General features: G+C 73.8%; 14 protein-coding genes and 1 pseudogene. 13 read left to right on the plus strand and 2 right to left on the minus strand.

Annotated features, from left to right (window positions below):
* The first annotated feature begins 178 nt into the window (after positions 1-178).
* The 13 genes from JKP76_RS14500 to JKP76_RS14560 all read left to right on the plus strand — a co-directional run bounded on the left by JKP76_RS14500 (position 179) and on the right by JKP76_RS14560 (position 13,612).
* Positions 179-751 carry a hypothetical protein gene (locus JKP76_RS14500; protein ID WP_200491656.1) on the plus strand — a complete coding sequence of 191 codons (573 nt, stop codon included), beginning with the start codon at positions 179-181 and terminating at the stop codon, positions 749-751.
* 286 nt (positions 752-1,037) lie between these two features.
* Positions 1,038-1,898, plus strand: a complete 861-nt coding sequence (locus JKP76_RS14505; RefSeq protein WP_200491657.1) for a hypothetical protein — start codon at positions 1,038-1,040, stop codon at positions 1,896-1,898.
* Positions 1,895-2,269: a hypothetical protein gene (locus JKP76_RS14510; RefSeq protein ID WP_200491658.1), complete on the plus strand. Its 375-nt coding sequence runs from the start codon at positions 1,895-1,897 to the stop codon at positions 2,267-2,269. Before JKP76_RS14505 ends, JKP76_RS14510 begins: the two co-directional genes overlap by 4 nt.
* Positions 2,269-4,713: a hypothetical protein gene (locus JKP76_RS14520; protein ID WP_242471953.1), complete on the plus strand. Its 2,445-nt coding sequence runs from the start codon at positions 2,269-2,271 to the stop codon at positions 4,711-4,713. The genes JKP76_RS14510 and JKP76_RS14520 overlap by 1 nt, the downstream gene beginning before the upstream one ends.
* Positions 4,710-6,224 (plus strand): SCO6880 family protein, encoded by a 1,515-nt coding sequence (locus JKP76_RS14525; RefSeq protein WP_375335656.1) that lies wholly within the window; start codon positions 4,710-4,712, stop codon positions 6,222-6,224. Before JKP76_RS14520 ends, JKP76_RS14525 begins: the two co-directional genes overlap by 4 nt.
* The gene (locus JKP76_RS21235) at positions 6,221-7,219 is read left to right on the plus strand and encodes a hypothetical protein (protein WP_242471954.1); all 999 of its coding nucleotides are present in this window, start codon (positions 6,221-6,223) and stop codon (positions 7,217-7,219) included. The genes JKP76_RS14525 and JKP76_RS21235 overlap by 4 nt, the downstream gene beginning before the upstream one ends.
* A 49-nt stretch (positions 7,220-7,268) precedes the next feature.
* Positions 7,269-7,730 carry a hypothetical protein gene (locus JKP76_RS21240; RefSeq protein WP_242471955.1) on the plus strand — a complete coding sequence of 154 codons (462 nt, stop codon included), beginning with the start codon at positions 7,269-7,271 and terminating at the stop codon, positions 7,728-7,730.
* Complete coding sequence (locus tag JKP76_RS14535; RefSeq protein WP_200491659.1) at positions 7,727-8,896, plus strand: M23 family metallopeptidase; 1,170 nt, start codon at positions 7,727-7,729, stop codon at positions 8,894-8,896. Before JKP76_RS21240 ends, JKP76_RS14535 begins: the two co-directional genes overlap by 4 nt.
* 58 nt (positions 8,897-8,954) lie before the next feature.
* On the plus strand, positions 8,955-10,865 hold the full coding sequence (locus JKP76_RS14540; RefSeq protein ID WP_200491660.1) for a type IV secretory system conjugative DNA transfer family protein: 1,911 nt from the start codon (positions 8,955-8,957) through the stop codon (positions 10,863-10,865).
* Entirely contained in the window at positions 10,862-11,419 is a 558-nt protein-coding gene (locus JKP76_RS14545) for a hypothetical protein (protein ID WP_200491661.1), read from the plus strand. The genes JKP76_RS14540 and JKP76_RS14545 overlap by 4 nt, the downstream gene beginning before the upstream one ends.
* A complete protein-coding gene (locus JKP76_RS14550) occupies positions 11,419-11,979 on the plus strand; it encodes a hypothetical protein (RefSeq protein WP_200491662.1) in 561 nt (186 codons plus the stop codon). Before JKP76_RS14545 ends, JKP76_RS14550 begins: the two co-directional genes overlap by 1 nt.
* Positions 11,980-11,995: 16 nt before the next feature.
* Complete coding sequence (locus JKP76_RS14555; protein WP_200491663.1) at positions 11,996-12,292, plus strand: hypothetical protein; 297 nt, start codon at positions 11,996-11,998, stop codon at positions 12,290-12,292.
* 3 nt (positions 12,293-12,295) lie between these two features.
* Positions 12,296-13,612, plus strand: a complete 1,317-nt coding sequence (locus JKP76_RS14560) for a hypothetical protein (RefSeq protein ID WP_200491664.1) — start codon at positions 12,296-12,298, stop codon at positions 13,610-13,612.
* Between the two features lie 840 nt (positions 13,613-14,452).
* Here JKP76_RS14560 and JKP76_RS21245 read toward each other — a convergent pair.
* Complete coding sequence (locus tag JKP76_RS21245) at positions 14,453-14,566, minus strand: TIGR02391 family protein (RefSeq protein WP_242471956.1); 114 nt, start codon at positions 14,564-14,566, stop codon at positions 14,453-14,455.
* Between the two features lie 43 nt (positions 14,567-14,609).
* A pseudogene (locus JKP76_RS24150) lies at positions 14,610-14,957 on the minus strand (TIGR02391 family protein); the annotation flags it as partial.
* Between the last annotated feature and the right edge of the window lie 529 nt (positions 14,958-15,486).

Genomic DNA, 15,486 nt, shown 5'->3' on the forward strand with positions numbered 1-15,486 from the left:
CCGAGGCCAGGGATCGCTCCGGGGTCTTCACCGGCGAGTCTACGAGCGCCGGACTGACATGTCCACGTCCCCGCCGGGTGGCGGATCCGCGCCGGAGCCGATCGGTCATCCCTCACCCACCGCGCTGCTCGTCCAACGGCACCTGTCCGCGCCCCGGCTGGGAACCTATGCGCGCGCCGTGGGTGGCGACCTGGACCGCGCGGTCGAGCTCTACCTCTGGAACGCGGCGGTCGCCGGCGCGCTGTGGGAGGTGCTCGGCCACGTCGAAGTCGTGCTGCGCAACGTCCTGCACGATGCCCTGACCGCCCGTCACCAGCGGCTGGGTCGCGCCGGACAGTGGTACGACGACCCAGCTCAAGAGCTCGCCCAGCACGCCCGCGACGACATCACCCGAGCCAAGCAGCGGCTGCAGCGGGCCGGCGCCCCGCTCCTGCCCGGCAAGATCGTCGCCGAGCTCAACTTCGGCTTCTGGCGGTTCCTGCTCGCCCGCCGCTACACGGCCACCCTGTGGCCGGCCTTGCGGCCCGCGTTCCAGTACCTGCCCGGATCTGACCGGCGCCTACTGGAGGCCCCGGTCGCCCGGTTGCACGTGCTGCGCAACCGGGTGGCCCACCACGAGCCGCTGTTGTCCGAGCCCCTCATCGACCGCTACATCGACCTGCTCGACGTCGTGGGGTACGTCCACCCGCAGCTGCGCACCTGGCTGGACAGCCACAACCGCGTCCGCACCGCACTCGACGCGCGCCCCTGACCGGTAGCATCCGCCGGTCCACGGCACGGGTTCTCCGCTACTCCACCAGTCGTTCTCCGGCCCGAACGTCACCGCAAATGGGCAGACCGCGCCGGAGTGCCCGAGACCGCGGGAGGCCGCGAGCCTAGGTCGGCTGGAGAACTACTGGAGATCCGGTCGCCACCGTCGGCGCATGCAGACGACAACCCCGCATCGGGGATCGAGGCGCGGCCGGCCGAGCCGTGACGCGCCGCCGTCGGCGGCGACGGCGCCTCCCAGCCCCACCAATCCTCACCAGGCACGGTCGATGACCGTGCCTGCCATGCGCGCGGCCGTCGTGGCCATCCGCGCCGGTGTCTTCGACGACGTCACCGATGACGTCCTCGCGCACGGCGACCAGGCGTTCGGGGCCGCAGTCCGCAGCCGTGCCGGCCAACCCGACTCACCCATCCAGTGGACGCGAGCGGGCGTCGGCGGCCGTGTCGTCCTCGTCGTGGCCGGGCACGCGGGGGCCGGCGCTTCCACCGTCGCGTTGGCGCTGGCCGAGGGGCTGGCGGAGGGCCGGCGCGTGCAGCTGGTCGACTACTCCGAGCCGGCCCGGTCGGGGTTGTCGGCGGCCCCGACCATCGAGCTGGGCACCGACAGCGCCGGGTGGCGGTGCGGTCGCCGCGGTCGACTCGATCTCGTCCGGCTCGCTCAGCACCCAGCCGACGGAGCGCTCCCACCGCTCCCGGAGACCGACGCGGACGCCACGGTGGTGGTGGACACGGGGTGGTCGACGACCGGTGCGCTGCTCTACTCGCCCAGGTCGCTCGTCGGCTGCGCTCTGGTGGTCGTCACCCGGGTCACGGTTCCAGCGGTCCGGCAGACCGAGCACGTCCTGGCAGCCGTCGGCGGGGACGCGGCGGTCGCCGCGGTGGGCCCGGCGCGGTGGCCACGGCTGGTAGAGGCCAGCTGCGGTCCCCGGCTCCGTGAGGCGCGGTCGACGGGCCAAGTGGTCCCGGTGCCGCTCGACCGGCGTCTGCAGATCGCCGGGCTGACCGGGGACCGGCTGCCGAAGCCGGTGGCCGCCGCCGGCCGGGCGCTGGCTGCGCTCGTGGTCCCGGCGGCGCCACCCCGGCACCGGCGCCGGGCAGCGCGGACCGGGCGGGCCGGGGCGACCCGATGACGGTCGGGCAAGCGAGCGCGGCGGTGCGGGCGGCGTCGACCGTCGCGCTCGTTCTCGCCGGGCTGGTGGTGCTGAGCAGCGGACCGGCGAGCGCGGCGCCGGAGATCACCGCGGCGGTCTGCCCCGCCGCACCGCCCGGGATGCAGGCCTTCGCCGACGACGTGACCGCCTGGGTGAAGTGGGGCGTGCTGGCGCTGATCGGCATCGGCGCGGTCGCGTCCCTCGGGTCGATCCTGGTCGGGCGGATCTTCTCCCATCCGCACGCGTCCCGGTACGGCGCCATGGGCGTCGCGGTCGTGGTGATGGTGGCCATCACGTACACGGTGATCCTGACGATCATCGGCTCGATCACCGGCAGCGGGTGCACCTGATGCGCCGCCGCGCAGAACGCCCGGTGGGGGAGACGTCGACGTGGGGGCCCGCCCGCCTCCTCCTGCTGATCGTGGTCAGCGCCCTCGTGGCGCTGGCGGTACTGGCCGGACTGGTGCTGGCGGTCGTCGGGGCACTGACCGGGGAACGGCGGGACGGCGCAGGCGCCGCACCGCGGGCGGCCGCTCCCGCCACCGATCTGTCGCAGCAGGACGCGCTCGCCGCCGCGCCCATGCCGAGCGCCGACCCGGACGACGCGCTGCCCGGCCCGCTGTCCAACCGGGCCGCGGGCGTGCTCGAGGTACCCCGCGCCACGGGCGCCGGCCCGGCCGACGTGCCCACCGGCTTCCCCCGGACTCCGGAAGGCGCGCTGGCGCAGCTGGCGGCGATCGACGTGACGGCGATGCAGACCGGCTCGATGGACGGCGTGCGGCAGGTGATCGCCGAGTGGGCCGCGCCAGGTGGCCCTACCCCGCAGACCTGGTCCGGGGCGCATGGCATGGCCAGCCTGTTGTCGGCGGCGGGGCTGTCCGGTGCCGGGTCACCGCAGCTGGCCATCGTGGTCCGCCCGGTCATGGGACTGATCAAGGGCACGGTCGGTGAGGACTTCGCGGTGGTGTGCGTGAACTTCGAGTTCACCGTCACCGTGGAGGAGACCTCGCGGATCGCGATCGCCGACTGCCAGCGCATGGCCTGGACCGGGGACCGGTGGCTGATCGGAGCGGGGGCGGAGCCCGCGCCGGCTCCCTCGGTCTGGCCGGGCACCGACGCGGCGATCGCCGTCGGCTGGCGGGCTACCTGCGTCATGGCTAGGCCCCAGCTCGATCGAGGTGGCCGATCGCCGCGTCCGCTCATGCTGGTCGTCGTCCTGATGCTAGCGGTGGTGGGTTGGCTGACGACTGCGTCTCCGGCCTCGGCTGACTCGACGGTCGTGGCGTTCCCCGCAGCTCCCGCGGCGGACGACGTCTCGCTGCCGTGCCTGCCGATCAACCCGTTCTGCGTGATCGGCGAGGCGGCCGGAGCGGTGGTGGCCGACGTGTGGGTCAGCGCCATGTTGTCGCTGTGGGAGGCGGGGCTCTGGCTGCTGGGACTGGCCTTCTCGGTCATCGACGCCCTGGCGACCCCGGACCTGTCCGCCGACGGCCCGCTGGCCGGGATCTATCCGGTGACCTTCGGCATCGGTGCCACCGTCGCGGCACTGATGGCGCTCGTGCAGCTCGGGGCCGCGGCGGTGCGCCGGGACGGGCAGACCCTGGGCCGGCTGCTGATCGGGCTGGTGCAGTTCGGGTTGGTGTGGGCCGGCTACGTCGGCGTGGCGGCGTTGCTGGTCACCGGCGTCTCCGGACTGACCACCGCCCTGCTGCGCAGCCTGCTGGGCATCGACACGATGGCCGCCTTCGACCCGTCGATCAGCGTGGGCCGCGACCTGGTCGACGGAACGGTCGCCACCGTGCTGGGTGTCTCGTCGATCTTCCTGCTGGTGCCCGCCAGCGTCGGCTACCTGCTCGTGATGCTGGTTCGCGAGGCGGCGCTGATCGTGCTGGCGGCGACCTCGGCGATCTCGGCCGGCGGCCTGCTCGCGCAGTCCTCGAGCACCTGGTTCTGGCGCAGCCTGCGCTGGTTCCTGGCGGCGCTGCTGGTCGCCCCGGTGGCCGTGCTCGTGCTCGGGGTGGGAGTGACCATCACCGAGGGCATCGTCACCGGGGCTGAGGAGACCAGCACCGAATCCGCGATCGGCATGGCGGTGGTCGGCTGCCTGCTGATCCTGCTCGGCGCGATCTGTCCGCTGGCGCTGTTCCGGCTGCTGGCCTTCGTCGATCCGGGCACGTCGAGCGGGGCCGCGCTCCGCTCCTCGTTGGCCGCGTCCGGTGGAGCCGTGGGTGCACTGAGCAACCTCGGCGGCGGACGTGGTCGGGCCGCCGGCGCCGCAGTGGCCGCGGCCTCGGGCGGGGTGGCCGCCTCGGGAGCCGCGGCACAGCTGGCCGGTGACCGGGCCCAGGGCGAGTCGACGGCGGACGCGGCGACCAGCGGCCGCTTCGCCGGGGCACTCCAGGCAGTGACCGCCGGTACCTCCGCCGCCGGCCGGCTGGCGGCCGGCGTGGCTGCCTCGGCCGCCGACGTGCTCTCCGGCGTCGGCGTCGGCCACTCCGCGCCCTACTACGGGCAGCCGACACCGAAGGGGGCGCCTACGGGCGGACGTGGGAGCTCGGGAGCCGGACGACCGTCCCGGTTCGGGCGGCCGCCCGGCCGGGAGGACGGCTCCCGATCGCTGGGCGGCTCGACGCCCGGTCTGCACGGGACCGACGGAGGCAACGGCCCGGTCGCCACGACCTGGCCGTCGCAGCACCTCGACGGCAGCGGGCTCGGCGATGCCGACGAGACCGATCCGCCGGCCGCCCGGGCGGCGCGGACCGAGCACGGACCCGGCGACGGCGGTGCGCGGTGAGCGCCGCCCGATACGGCGACTACGCCAAGGACGTCTCCGGCTGGTTCCTCGGGATGACCGGCGCCCAACTGGCCCTGGTCACCCTCGCCGGAGTTCCGGCGCTGCTCGCCCTCAACGCCCAGGCCTGGGGCCTGTTCGTCCTCTGGCTGCCGGTGTGGGCGCTGCTGGCGGCGGTGCTGCTTGTGCCGGTCCGAGGGCGCTCGGCCGGCCGCTGGCTGGTCGATCTCCTCCTGCACGCGATCGGAGCAGTCATGGGATGGACGGTGTTCGGCTCCCGGGCCGCGCCCGGGACGGCCGAGAACCTGGCCGAGGCGGACCTGCCGGGCGTCCTGGCCGGCATCCGCACCCACGACGGGCCGCCCTTCGGTCAACTGTTTACCCGCCCGGTGATCGTGCAGAACTGCGCGGCTCGGACCTGGGCGGCCGTCGCGTCGATCACCCATCCCGGGATCGGCCTGGCCGAACCGGACGAGCGCAACCGGATGGGCGCCGGCCTGGCCGAGCTGTGCGAACTCGCTGCCCGAACCGAGCTGGTCGACGTCCTGGCCCTGCAGGTGCGCACCGTGCCCGACGACGGCACCGAGCGCGCGGCCTGGGAACGAGTCCACACCCGCGCGGACGCCGCACCCCTGGCCACCCGGATCAACGCGCTCCTCGGGGCCACCCTCACCCCGGCCGCGGTGCGCACCGAGGCTTTCCTCACTGTCGTCGTCGGCGAGGCGCGGATGAGCCGCGCCGCGCGGGAGTCCGGCGGGGGTGTGGACGGCCGCGCCCGGGTCCTGCACGGGGTGATGGCCGAGGTGGAGGCGGCGCTTCGCGGAGCGGTCGGCTGCACTGCGGTCACCTGGCTGGACTCCGCCGCCCTCGCCGCTGCGGTCCGCACCGGCTTCGCCCCGGGTGAGCGCGGCCAGCTCATCGCCGCCGACCTGGCCGCCGCCGACGGCGCCCAGCTGGCGACCGGGGTGCCGATGGCTGCCGCCGGCCCCAGCCAGGCCCGGGCCGAGGTGCGGCACTACGCGCACGACGCGTGGGCGTCGGTCACCGACACCGTCCTGCTTCCCGACTCGGGAGCGGTGCTCGGCGCGCTGGCGCCGGTGCTGGTGCCGACGGTGGCGGGGGAGCGGCGCTGCCTGACCGTCTTCCTGGCCCCGATGCCGCTGGACCGGGCCACCCGCCTGGTCGGCCGGGAGGAGCTGAGTGCCACCACCGGCAACGAGCTGCGCGCCCGGATGGGCTTCCGGCAGCGGGCCAGGCAACGGCGGGACACCGAGCGGATCGGCGCGGCGGACGAGAAGCTCGCGGCCGGGCGGGCCCTGGTCCGCCCCGCCGTCGCCGCCTGCGTCACGGTCCCCGCGACCTGGCCGGTGGCCGAGCACGGCCGGCGGCTGGATGCTTCCATCCGCGCTGCCGGCTACGTGCCGCTGCGGCTGGACCTGGCGCAGGACTCCGGCTTCGCCGCCGCCGCCGTTCCCCTCGGCGTCGGGCTGCCCGACCGCCGGAGCCGACGGTGATCGGCCGCGGGAGCCGCCGAGGTCGGGACGTCGCCGTCCTGCTCGACGACTTCGGCCACCGCCTCCCTCCGCAGCCCTCCGCGAACGCCGCACCGCGTGAACGGGGCCCGTTCACCCAGCTGGTGCCCGGCCGGGGAATCCGCGGCCGCGGCCGGGGCCGGGCGGCGGCGCTCGCCCCGCTGTCGGTGTGGCGGATGACCTCGGAGCAGACGCCGGTGGTGTGGCCGCTGATCGCCACCTCCGGTCTGCCACCCACCGGCGCGCAGATGGGACTCGACCTGCTGTCGGGCGGAGCGTTCTACTGCGACCCCGTCGGCTGGGTCACCGACGACGACATCCCGGTCACCAACCCGAACGTCGTCGTCTTCGGCAAGCCTGGCCGGGGCAAGTCAGCGACGGTCAAGGCCTTCGCGCTGCGCATGCTCGCCTACGGCTACCGCACCCTGGTCCTCGGCGACACCAAGGACGAGTACGAGCCGCTGTGCCGCGCGCTCGGCGTCGAACCGTTCGTCATCGGCCACGGCCTTCCCGCCCGGGTCAACCCACTGGCCTTCGGTCCGCTCGGGTACGGCTGGAAGCGACTCGACGCCGCCGAGGCCCGCCGCCGCGAGGCGCTCGTCTTCGCCCGGTGGCTCGTGCTGCTCCGTGGGCTGGTCGCCTCCCAGGCGGTGCCGTTCGGCCCGGTGGAGGAGACCGCCGTCGGTGAGGCGCTGCGCCTGCTCACCGGGTACCGCAGCGGAGCCACCCGGTTGACCGAGCCCACCATCCCGCAGCTCTGGCAGGCCTTGGACGAGCCTCCGCCGGAGCTGGTCAGCGGCTGCCGCTACGCCGACCGGCGGCCACTTCCTCGACGCCACCCGGACCCTGCGCGACGCGCTCGGTTCCCTGGTCAAGGGCTCCCTGGCCGGGCTGTTCGACGACCACACGTCGATCGACGTCGACTGGCGCGCCCCGATTCAGTCCCTGTCGCTGTCCCGCCTCGAGCCGCTCGGTGACCAGGCCGTCGGCATCGCGCTGACCTGCCTGAACTCCTGGGGCCAGGCGATGCGGGAGATCGCCGACCCGGGTGACCTGCGCATCGTCGTCCGCGACGAGACGTGGCGGCAGATGCGCCTCGGCGCCGAGGCGATGAAGAGCCTGGACGCCAACCTGCGGCTGTCGCGCCGCGACGCCGACGTGCAGGTCCTGCTGGCCCACAAGCCGTCGGACATGCTCACCGCCGGCGACGCCACCTCCCAGGCTGTCGCCATCGCCCGCGACCTGCTGCACCTGTGTGACGTCAAGGTGCTGCACGGCCAGGACCAGGCCGTCGGCGACGAGCTGGGCAGCATGCTCGGCCTGACGCCGATCGCCCAGCGGCTGGTCACCGGCTGGGCGGTCGCCGGCAAGGGCCGGGCGCTGTGGTTGGTCGGGGACCGGGCGTTCAAGGTGCAGACCGTCCTCACCGGGCCGGAGCTGCGGCTGACCTACACCAACGAGGCGCTCGCCGCCGGAGGCCCGGCGTGAGCGGGACGGCGGCGCGGGCGGCGGAGTCGTACGTGCGGGCGTGGCTGTGGCAGGCCGCCGCTCCTTGCGCCCTCCCGGTGTTCGCGGGGCTCACGCTGCTGCTGATCCCGCTCGCGGTCGTCGGTGCTCACGAGGCGTCGACGCCGACCGGGTCGTCGGCCTGCTCGATCGGCGGCACCGGCGCCGCCGTCGCCGGCATCGAGCTGGACGCCGTCCAGATGGGCCACGCGCAGATCATCGCCGACGTCGCCGCGGCCCGCGGGCTCGATGCGTACGCGGCCACGGTGGCGCTGGCCACGGCCTACCAGGAGTCCCGCATCCGGTTGCTGGCCAACGACGGCAGCAGCCCCGAGCTCACCGGCGAGCAGGCGGCGGTGACCGCCACCAGCCTCACCTATCCGCACGACGGGCTCGGCTCCGACCACGACAGCGTCAACACCTTCCAGCAGAGGTGGCTGGCCGGCTGGGGCACCGTCGCCGAGCTGATGGACCCCGTCTACGCCGCCGAGGCCTTCTACGCCCGACTGGTCGAGGTGCCGGACTGGCAGACCATCCCGCTCACGCAGGCGGCCCAGGCCGTGCAGGTCTCCGCCGCCGGCGGCGCCTACGCCCGTTGGGCGCCGCTGGCCCGGGAGCTGACCGCCATGCTGTGGCCGACCGCCCAGGCCGCAGCGGCCGCCCCATCCGGCGCAGCGCCCGCCGTCTGTCCGGGACTGCCGGTGGCCGCCGGGTCGTGGACCCGGCCTACCGCCGGCACGGTCACCTCCGGTTACGGGTCCCGGTGGGGAACGCTGCACGCCGGCGTGGACATCGCCGGCCCCCGCAACACCCCTGTCTACGCCGCCGCCGACGGCACCGTGCTTCGAGCCGAGTGCACCAGCGACTACTGCGACCGTGACGGCAGCTTGAGCCTGGCCGGCTACGGCAACCTGGTCGAGCTCGCCCACGGCGGCGGGGTGATCACCCGCTACGGGCACCTCTCCGCGTACACGGTCACCGCAGGCCAGCACGTGGCCGCCGGAACGCTGGTCGGCTTCCAGGGCTCGACCGGCAACAGCACCGGTGTCCACCTGCACTTCGAGGTCCGCGAGGACGGCGCGCCGGTCGACCCGGTCCCGTGGCTGGCCGACCGCGGCGTCGACCTGCGCGCCTCCGATGCCGCATGAACCGCTTGGACTTCATCGAGGGAGAAGCCATGCACCACGCGAACGCAGGCGGTCGGCGATGAACGCCGGCCGGTCGCGGCCCGACGTCGGCCCCGCCAGCTGGGAGATCCCGCTCGCCGCCACCCTGGTGTGGGTGACGGCCGCCGCGCTCCTGCTGCCGGCCGGCCGCGCAGCCGCGGCACTGCTGGCCGGCGGCGGCTGGGTGTGGCCGCACGGGTCGGCCGCCCTGGTCACCTCCGTCGCTGGCCTGCTCACCGCCGATCCCACCGCCGGGCTGGACGCCGTCCAGGCGGCGGCGCTACCGCCGCCCGCGGTTGTGTACACCGTCATCGCCGGGTCCCTCGCACTCTTCCTGGCCGCCAGCGGGGGAGCGGCCTGGGCCGGGCACCGATGGCTGACCGGGCGGTCGGGCATGGCCACCCGCAGCCAGGTCGCCGACGTGCTCGGCAGCGGTCGGCTGCGTCGGGTCGGACCCGTCGTCCGCCCTGATCTGGCTCCGGCTCGCCGGTCCAGACCTCGCCGCGTCGTGAACACGGACGTGGGATGGCGGCTGGGCCACGCCACCGTCCCCGCCGCCGGGCAGCTGTGGGTGCCCTTCGATCGCACGACCGGCGTCTACGGCCCGCAGGGGTCCGGCAAGACCCTCGACCTGCTCGCCCCCGCTCTGCTCGACGCTCCCGGCGCGGCGCTGGTCACTCTGACCAAGGCCGAGGACCTGCTGCTCACCCTCGACGCCCGCGCGGCCGGCGACCGCCCGGTCGCCGTGCTCGACCCCTTCGGCGCGGTTCCTGGACTGCCGGAGCTGGTGTGGGACCCCGTCGCCGGCTGCGTGGATCCCATGACGGCCGAGCGCCGCGCCAAGGCCTTCACCGCCGGCACCGTTCCGGGTGCGGTCACCGGCGGCGCCACCGACTCGGCGGCCCGCTTCTACGCCTTCGAAGCCGCCAAGGTGCTTCAGGGCTACCTGCACGCCGCCGCGCTGACCGGCCGCACGATCGAGGACGTCCTGGAGTGGGCCGCGCACCCCCAGGCGGCCACCCAGCCGGCCGACGTCCTGCGCGCCCATCCGCACGCCGCGCCGTTCTGGGACGGGCTGCTGCACGGTGCCCTGCACGGCGACCCGCGCACCGCCGGGAACACCGCCACCACGGTGCAGCAGGCGCTGACCCTGTTCTTCCAGGCCGACATCCGCCGCCGGTGCACTCCCGCGCCCGGCCGGCCGGCCACGGACATCGCCGCGCTGCTCGCCGCCGGCGGCACCGTCTACCTGCTCGGCCGCGAGGATCCCTACGCCTCGGCGGCCCCGCTGATGACGGCTCTGTCCGAGCACGTCCTCGACACCGCCCTGCAGCTGGCAGGCGCCGCCCCGACCGGGCGGCTGTGCCCGCCGCTGCTGGCCTGCCTGGACGAGCTGCCCTCCACCGCGCCGCTGCCCACTCTGCGCACCCGTATGGCCAACGACCGGGCCCTCGGGATCAGCTTCCTCTACGCCGCGCAGACGTGGCGGCAGCTGGTGCTCATCTACGGCGAGGACGAGGCCCGCGCCCTGTTCGGGCTCACCAACGTGCTCGTCGTCTTCGGCGGCGGCAAGGACGGCGGCTTCTACCGCGAACTCTCCGAGCTGCTGGGCAGCACCCGGGTCCGGCGCACCTCCTACAGCTACCGGGGCACCGGATGGTCCCGATCCACCCACGGCGAAACCGTGCCCGTGCTGCGCCCGGAGGAAATACGCCAGCTTCCGCCCGGCCGGGCCCTCGTGGTCGCAGAGAACGCCCCACCGCTGATCGCCGGGCTGACCCGCTGCCTCACCGGACGTCGCGGCGAGCATCTGCTGGCCGCGCAGGCCTCGGCCCGCGATCGCGTCGCCGCTGCTCGCGAGCACACCGCCAGTGTGGTCGAGCGCACTGGCCGCGCGCACGCCGCGGCCGCCCGCGCGGGTCTCACCCCGGTCGAGCGGGGCCTGCGATGACCGCCTCCCACGTGGCCGTGCCGTTCCCGCTGCCGCCGCGGGAGATCCGCCGGGCCATCGAGCAGCTCCGGCAGGCCGAGGACGCCGGCCTCGACCCCGCCGGCCTACGGCTGCTGGACCGGCCCTGGGACCCGGCGACCTGCTCGGCTCATGTACGCACCCGGCTGTGGCCGTGGCTGGACGACGTCGCCGCCTGGCTCAACCACAGCTACGCCTGGCAGACCACCCAGGCGATCCCCTCCTGCTGGCCCGCCCATCCCCATCTCGTGCACGAACTCGCGGTCCTAGCCTGCCTGCGTGCCACCGCCGCCGACGCGGCGGCTCCCCACGCGCTGGAGGAGTGGCACCGCTACGCGCTGCCCGCCTTCCACGCCCGCCTGGCCGAGCGGCTCGGCATCGGCTGTCCACCCGGCCGGCACACCGACTGGCCCGCCCGCTCCTGGGCCGCCGAATACAACAGCCCGCAGGCGACCGCGGCGCGTCGAGCGTTATTCGACGGCGACCTCGGCGCCACCCCGACCGGCCACACCCCCGAAGCGGCAGGAGGCAAGTGATGCCCAGCGCCTTCCGGTCCGACCGCGGCGACTGGGTGTCGCTGCTCGCCGGCGTGCGGATCAGCCGCGCCTGGATGGTCCGGCACACCCCACACCTGCTCGCCGCCTGGTGCGACGCCGCGACCGACGAGGGCCGTCGCGCGATTGCCACGCGCATCCTGCAGATCGCCGCCGACCTGGAGAGCGAACCAGGGCACGGCGACGACGACGCAGCCACCGACCCGGCCTGGCGGCAGCTCGTGGCCGTCATCGACGCCCGCCTCGTTCGCGGCCCGGACTGGCTGCCGCTGGCCGCCGCGCTCGCCCGCGCCGCGACCGCCGGCTACGACGTCGCCGCCCGGCTGCCTGCGCTGGCCGCCGCCGCTCCGCTGCCCGACCGGCACCCCGCTCGCGAGCTGCACTGGCGGCTGCTCGACGACTGCGCCGCCGCCCTTCCGACGCGCGCTGCCACCGGTCACCGCTCCTCGACCACACACAGCCCGGTCGGTCCTCCACAGATGTCCCGCAACACCCCCGCCGCCGACCGCGGCGACGCAAGCGTCGACAGAACCAACCCCTGAGGAGAGGACGTGCCTCATGACCGTCGACACGGTCAGCGACCCCCTCGGCTACGCCGCCTCCCTGCTCGACGCCGTCGGCGCCGACCGGGAGCAAGTGCCTGCCGACATCGCCCTGGAGTGCCTCTACGCCGCCGAGCTCCTCGAGCTCGCCGGCGGACGCACCGAACCGGTCCCGCTGATCGACGGCGACCCCGCCGCCAGCATCCGCGCAGCCATGGGCGCACTCGGCCTCCTCGACGAGCACACCTTCGCCAGCACACCGGTCCTCGACGCCGCGCGCGCCGCCCGCCACGCCTTGCGACGGCTGGGCTGAACGGTGGTCACCACCCTGCGGCAGCTGCTCGACGACCTCACCGACCGAGCCGGTGCCCGCCCGGCGGTGGCGGCCATCGAGGACGTCAGCGGAGCACTGGCCCACCTCGGCCGGGCGCTGTCCGGGCTTGCCGAGGACGGGCTCACCCCCGGCGACAGCCACCGGCAGCGCAACGTCACCGCGCTCGCTGCCGCCTGCACGACCGCCGGCCGGCTGTGGCCGCACAGCGGCGGGCCGCTCACCGATCTCGCCGGCGCCGCCGCCGACCTCATCGGCCTCGACCGGTCGGTCATGGGCCGCTCCCACCGCTGGGCGGCCACCGTCGAGGTGGCCGAGGTCGCTGACCACTGCGCACGGCTCGGTCGCCGTCTGCTGCCGGAGGCGGCAGCTCCGGAGCTGGACGTCGTCCGCCAGTTGGCCGTCACCATCGAGCGTGACGCGCAGGCCGATCCGCCCACCGGCGCGGATTCCGTGGTGCTCGACCGTCTGGTTCCCCTGCCAGGACCGCCGTCCGGAGAGGCCGAGGTGACCGTCCTGGACGCCGCCGCCGGCCTCCTGGCCGCGCTCGACCGAGCACAGCGAGCCGACGACCTGACACTGCGGGACTTCCGTGCCGCCGTCGCCGCCGCCGAGCTCACCAGTCGCTACGCCGCCGTCGCGGCGGGCATGACCGGAAGGGACGCCGGACCGCTGCTGGTCGCCGGGCTCGCCTGGCAACACGCCGGCCGCGCCAGCATGGTCTTCCACGACGGACGCCGAGGAGCCCACGACGACCGCGGAGGCGTCGTCGCGTCGTCGCAGGCGCTCGTCCGCGCCTTGCGCAACGAGGTCGGCGCGCCCGCCGACATAGGGGAGCAGCACGACCGCAGGACTGCCGCGGACGCGGCAGCAGCGGTCCAGCAGGTCGCGAGCCACATGCCGGTTCTCGCCGACCACCTCACCATGGCGGTCGAGCGCTGGTCCCGCACCGGCCAGCTGTTCGCGAACGCCCGAGACCTGCCACGCATGGAGGCCATGCCCCAGGACCGGATCGAGGCGGTGATCGCAGGACGACACGTGCGGGCCAGCGGCGCCGACCTTGACGGTCTTCGGCAGGTCGTCGGTCGGGCCGCTGATCTGTCGACCGGACTGGCCGACGTGCTGCACCGAGCGGCCGGCACAGGGCCACGGGCGCAACAGCACCGAACCGACCGGCGCGACCGAGGAACGAAGGTGCCGGGCAACGCCGAGCGCGTGCTCAGTCGTGCTCACGCCGTCGACCGCGAGAGCGAGGGCATCCGGGTGCTCCACGCACCGCGACAGATCCCGCCGTCCCGATAGTCGATCCCTATGCGACCGAGCTCCCGCCCAGCGTCACAGCGAGCTGGTCTCGCCCTTACGGCCAGCGCGTTGTGGGTGCACCTTCCCTTGGCGTCACCCTCTCGTGCCGGCGCCCGCTCACCCCTCGACGACGAAACTGTCAGTGGTGGCCACTAGCTTCGATCGTCCGGCCACAACCCCTACATCTGGTAGCTACGTACAGTCCAAGAGCTAGATGTAGTGCTGGTTTGAGCGTGTCGCGCCCAACTTGTCGTGTCCGCGTGTTCCTCTAGTTACAGACAGCACAAAGCCCCGGAAGGTCCGGGGTGGGACCAGTCCGGGGCCTCGCGAGTCCTCTGGGCAGGAGGAAATCACGACGCTACAAGTCGTCGAGTTCGGCGCGGCCAGCGCCACGCTCGGGCGGACGGACCAGAAGCTGTCGGGAAGGAGACGACCGTGCCCCCTCGCCGTGTCGTGCGGACCACCAAGGTCGTCCGTGTGCCCGTCAAGGTGACTCGAACCGTCACCATCACGGTCAAGCCCCGCTGACTCGTCGCGCCTCGTCGCGATTGAGCAGCTGAAGTTGGCCTGACGCCTCCGCCGCCGGCCTGTTGGCCGGGGGCGTCAGCGCCTACCCCTCCCCACGGCCGTCCCTGTTGGAGGACACCATGGCAGCGAAGAACAAGACCAGCGCTAAGGCCGCCAAGGCGGCGTCCAAGGTGCTGCGTGACGGACGCACGTCGAAGGCTTCCAAGACAGCCGCCGGTAGCGCTCTGTCCCAGACCCCGGCCAAGCGCAAGGGGAAGTAGCAACTGCGGCGCGGGAGTCGGTTGACGCTGCCTCCCGCGCCGCGGCCCGGGCTCAGATCCGGCGGTCGACCGTCACTCGATCGAGGCGGCGGTGCAGGTACGACAGCATCGAAAACAGGTCTAGGGCATCGGCCTCGCTGACCGCCCACTCGGTGCGCGGCAGCATGCGCCGTTGGATTGCGGAACGTTCCGAACACGCCCCGCAACACGTTGGCGAAGCCGCTGTGTTCGCTCACCTCACTAGAGGTTCGGTGAGCGTTGATGCGAATGACGGGATTGGCCTTGGCGAAGCAGGCGTTGACCAGATGAGCGCCGTCGAGCACGCTGCCGCTGATCTGACGCAGTCGTTCGGCCAGGCCTTTGGTCGCCTCGAACACGGCATGGAAGACCGAGCGTCGCAGCAGCTCCTCTTGGCAATAGGCAAGAACCTGCGGGTGCACGCCCCGGCGGTTCATCTCGCCGCGCAGCCGACCGGCCAACTCAGCAACCTCGTCGAGCGTCCGAGCCTGCTTGGCGGTGGTTGGCTTGCCTTGGTCGGTGATGCGAAGTCCGACCATCGACAGGACCTCGTTGACGCCCTGCTGCAGAGCTTCGAAGCGTCCGGGGTCCGCGATGTAGCGAGCGGGGTCGAGCGCAGCAACCACGAAGGTCAGGAGGCGATGGCTCGACTGGTCAGCCACCTGCCGATTGACGAGTGCCGCTGAGAGCCGATGCCGCTTGGTCCCCGTAGGGAAGGGGTCTTGGATGCGGACGCTATCGAGCAAGCGGGCGATTTCCCAACCCTTAAGCCCCGGCCACTCTGTCGATGCCAGTACAGCACTCAGCGAGTCGATTACGCCTTCAGACCAAGGAGGCCTTCTCGTCGGTGCCACGGGTGCGGACGGTACTTCGGCGCCGCGACAACTTCCGCGCCTCAACAGAGGCCGAGGTACTCCTCAGCTAGGTGATCGGCGAACCCGCGGCGCAGCGCGGCGGCGCGGGCTGGGAGCAGATCGCCCTATTCCCCGGTGTACTTGAGACTTCGCGTGGGACTCCACCACCGAGGGCATCGCCGAGCGACTGGTCGCCGACGCCACAGCCGCCGCT

This window comes from Blastococcus sp. TML/C7B, assembly GCF_016612845.1.
Lineage (GTDB): Bacteria > Actinomycetota > Actinomycetes > Mycobacteriales > Geodermatophilaceae > Blastococcus.

Coding starts and splice junctions, on each gene's coding strand:
- JKP76_RS21245 (WP_242471956.1), bottom strand. CDS start 14,566: ATGCTGCCGCGCACCGAGTGGGCGGTCAGCGAGGCCGATGCCCTAGAC.
- JKP76_RS14550 (WP_200491662.1), top strand. CDS start 11,419: ATGCCCAGCGCCTTCCGGTCCGACCGCGGCGACTGGGTGTCGCTGCTC.
- JKP76_RS14510 (WP_200491658.1), top strand. CDS start 1,895: ATGACGGTCGGGCAAGCGAGCGCGGCGGTGCGGGCGGCGTCGACCGTC.
- JKP76_RS14540 (WP_200491660.1), top strand. CDS start 8,955: ATGAACGCCGGCCGGTCGCGGCCCGACGTCGGCCCCGCCAGCTGGGAG.
- JKP76_RS21240 (WP_242471955.1), top strand. CDS start 7,269: ATGCGGGAGATCGCCGACCCGGGTGACCTGCGCATCGTCGTCCGCGAC.
- JKP76_RS14520 (WP_242471953.1), top strand. CDS start 2,269: ATGCGCCGCCGCGCAGAACGCCCGGTGGGGGAGACGTCGACGTGGGGG.
- JKP76_RS14555 (WP_200491663.1), top strand. CDS start 11,996: ATGACCGTCGACACGGTCAGCGACCCCCTCGGCTACGCCGCCTCCCTG.
- JKP76_RS14505 (WP_200491657.1), top strand. CDS start 1,038: ATGACCGTGCCTGCCATGCGCGCGGCCGTCGTGGCCATCCGCGCCGGT.
- JKP76_RS14545 (WP_200491661.1), top strand. CDS start 10,862: ATGACCGCCTCCCACGTGGCCGTGCCGTTCCCGCTGCCGCCGCGGGAG.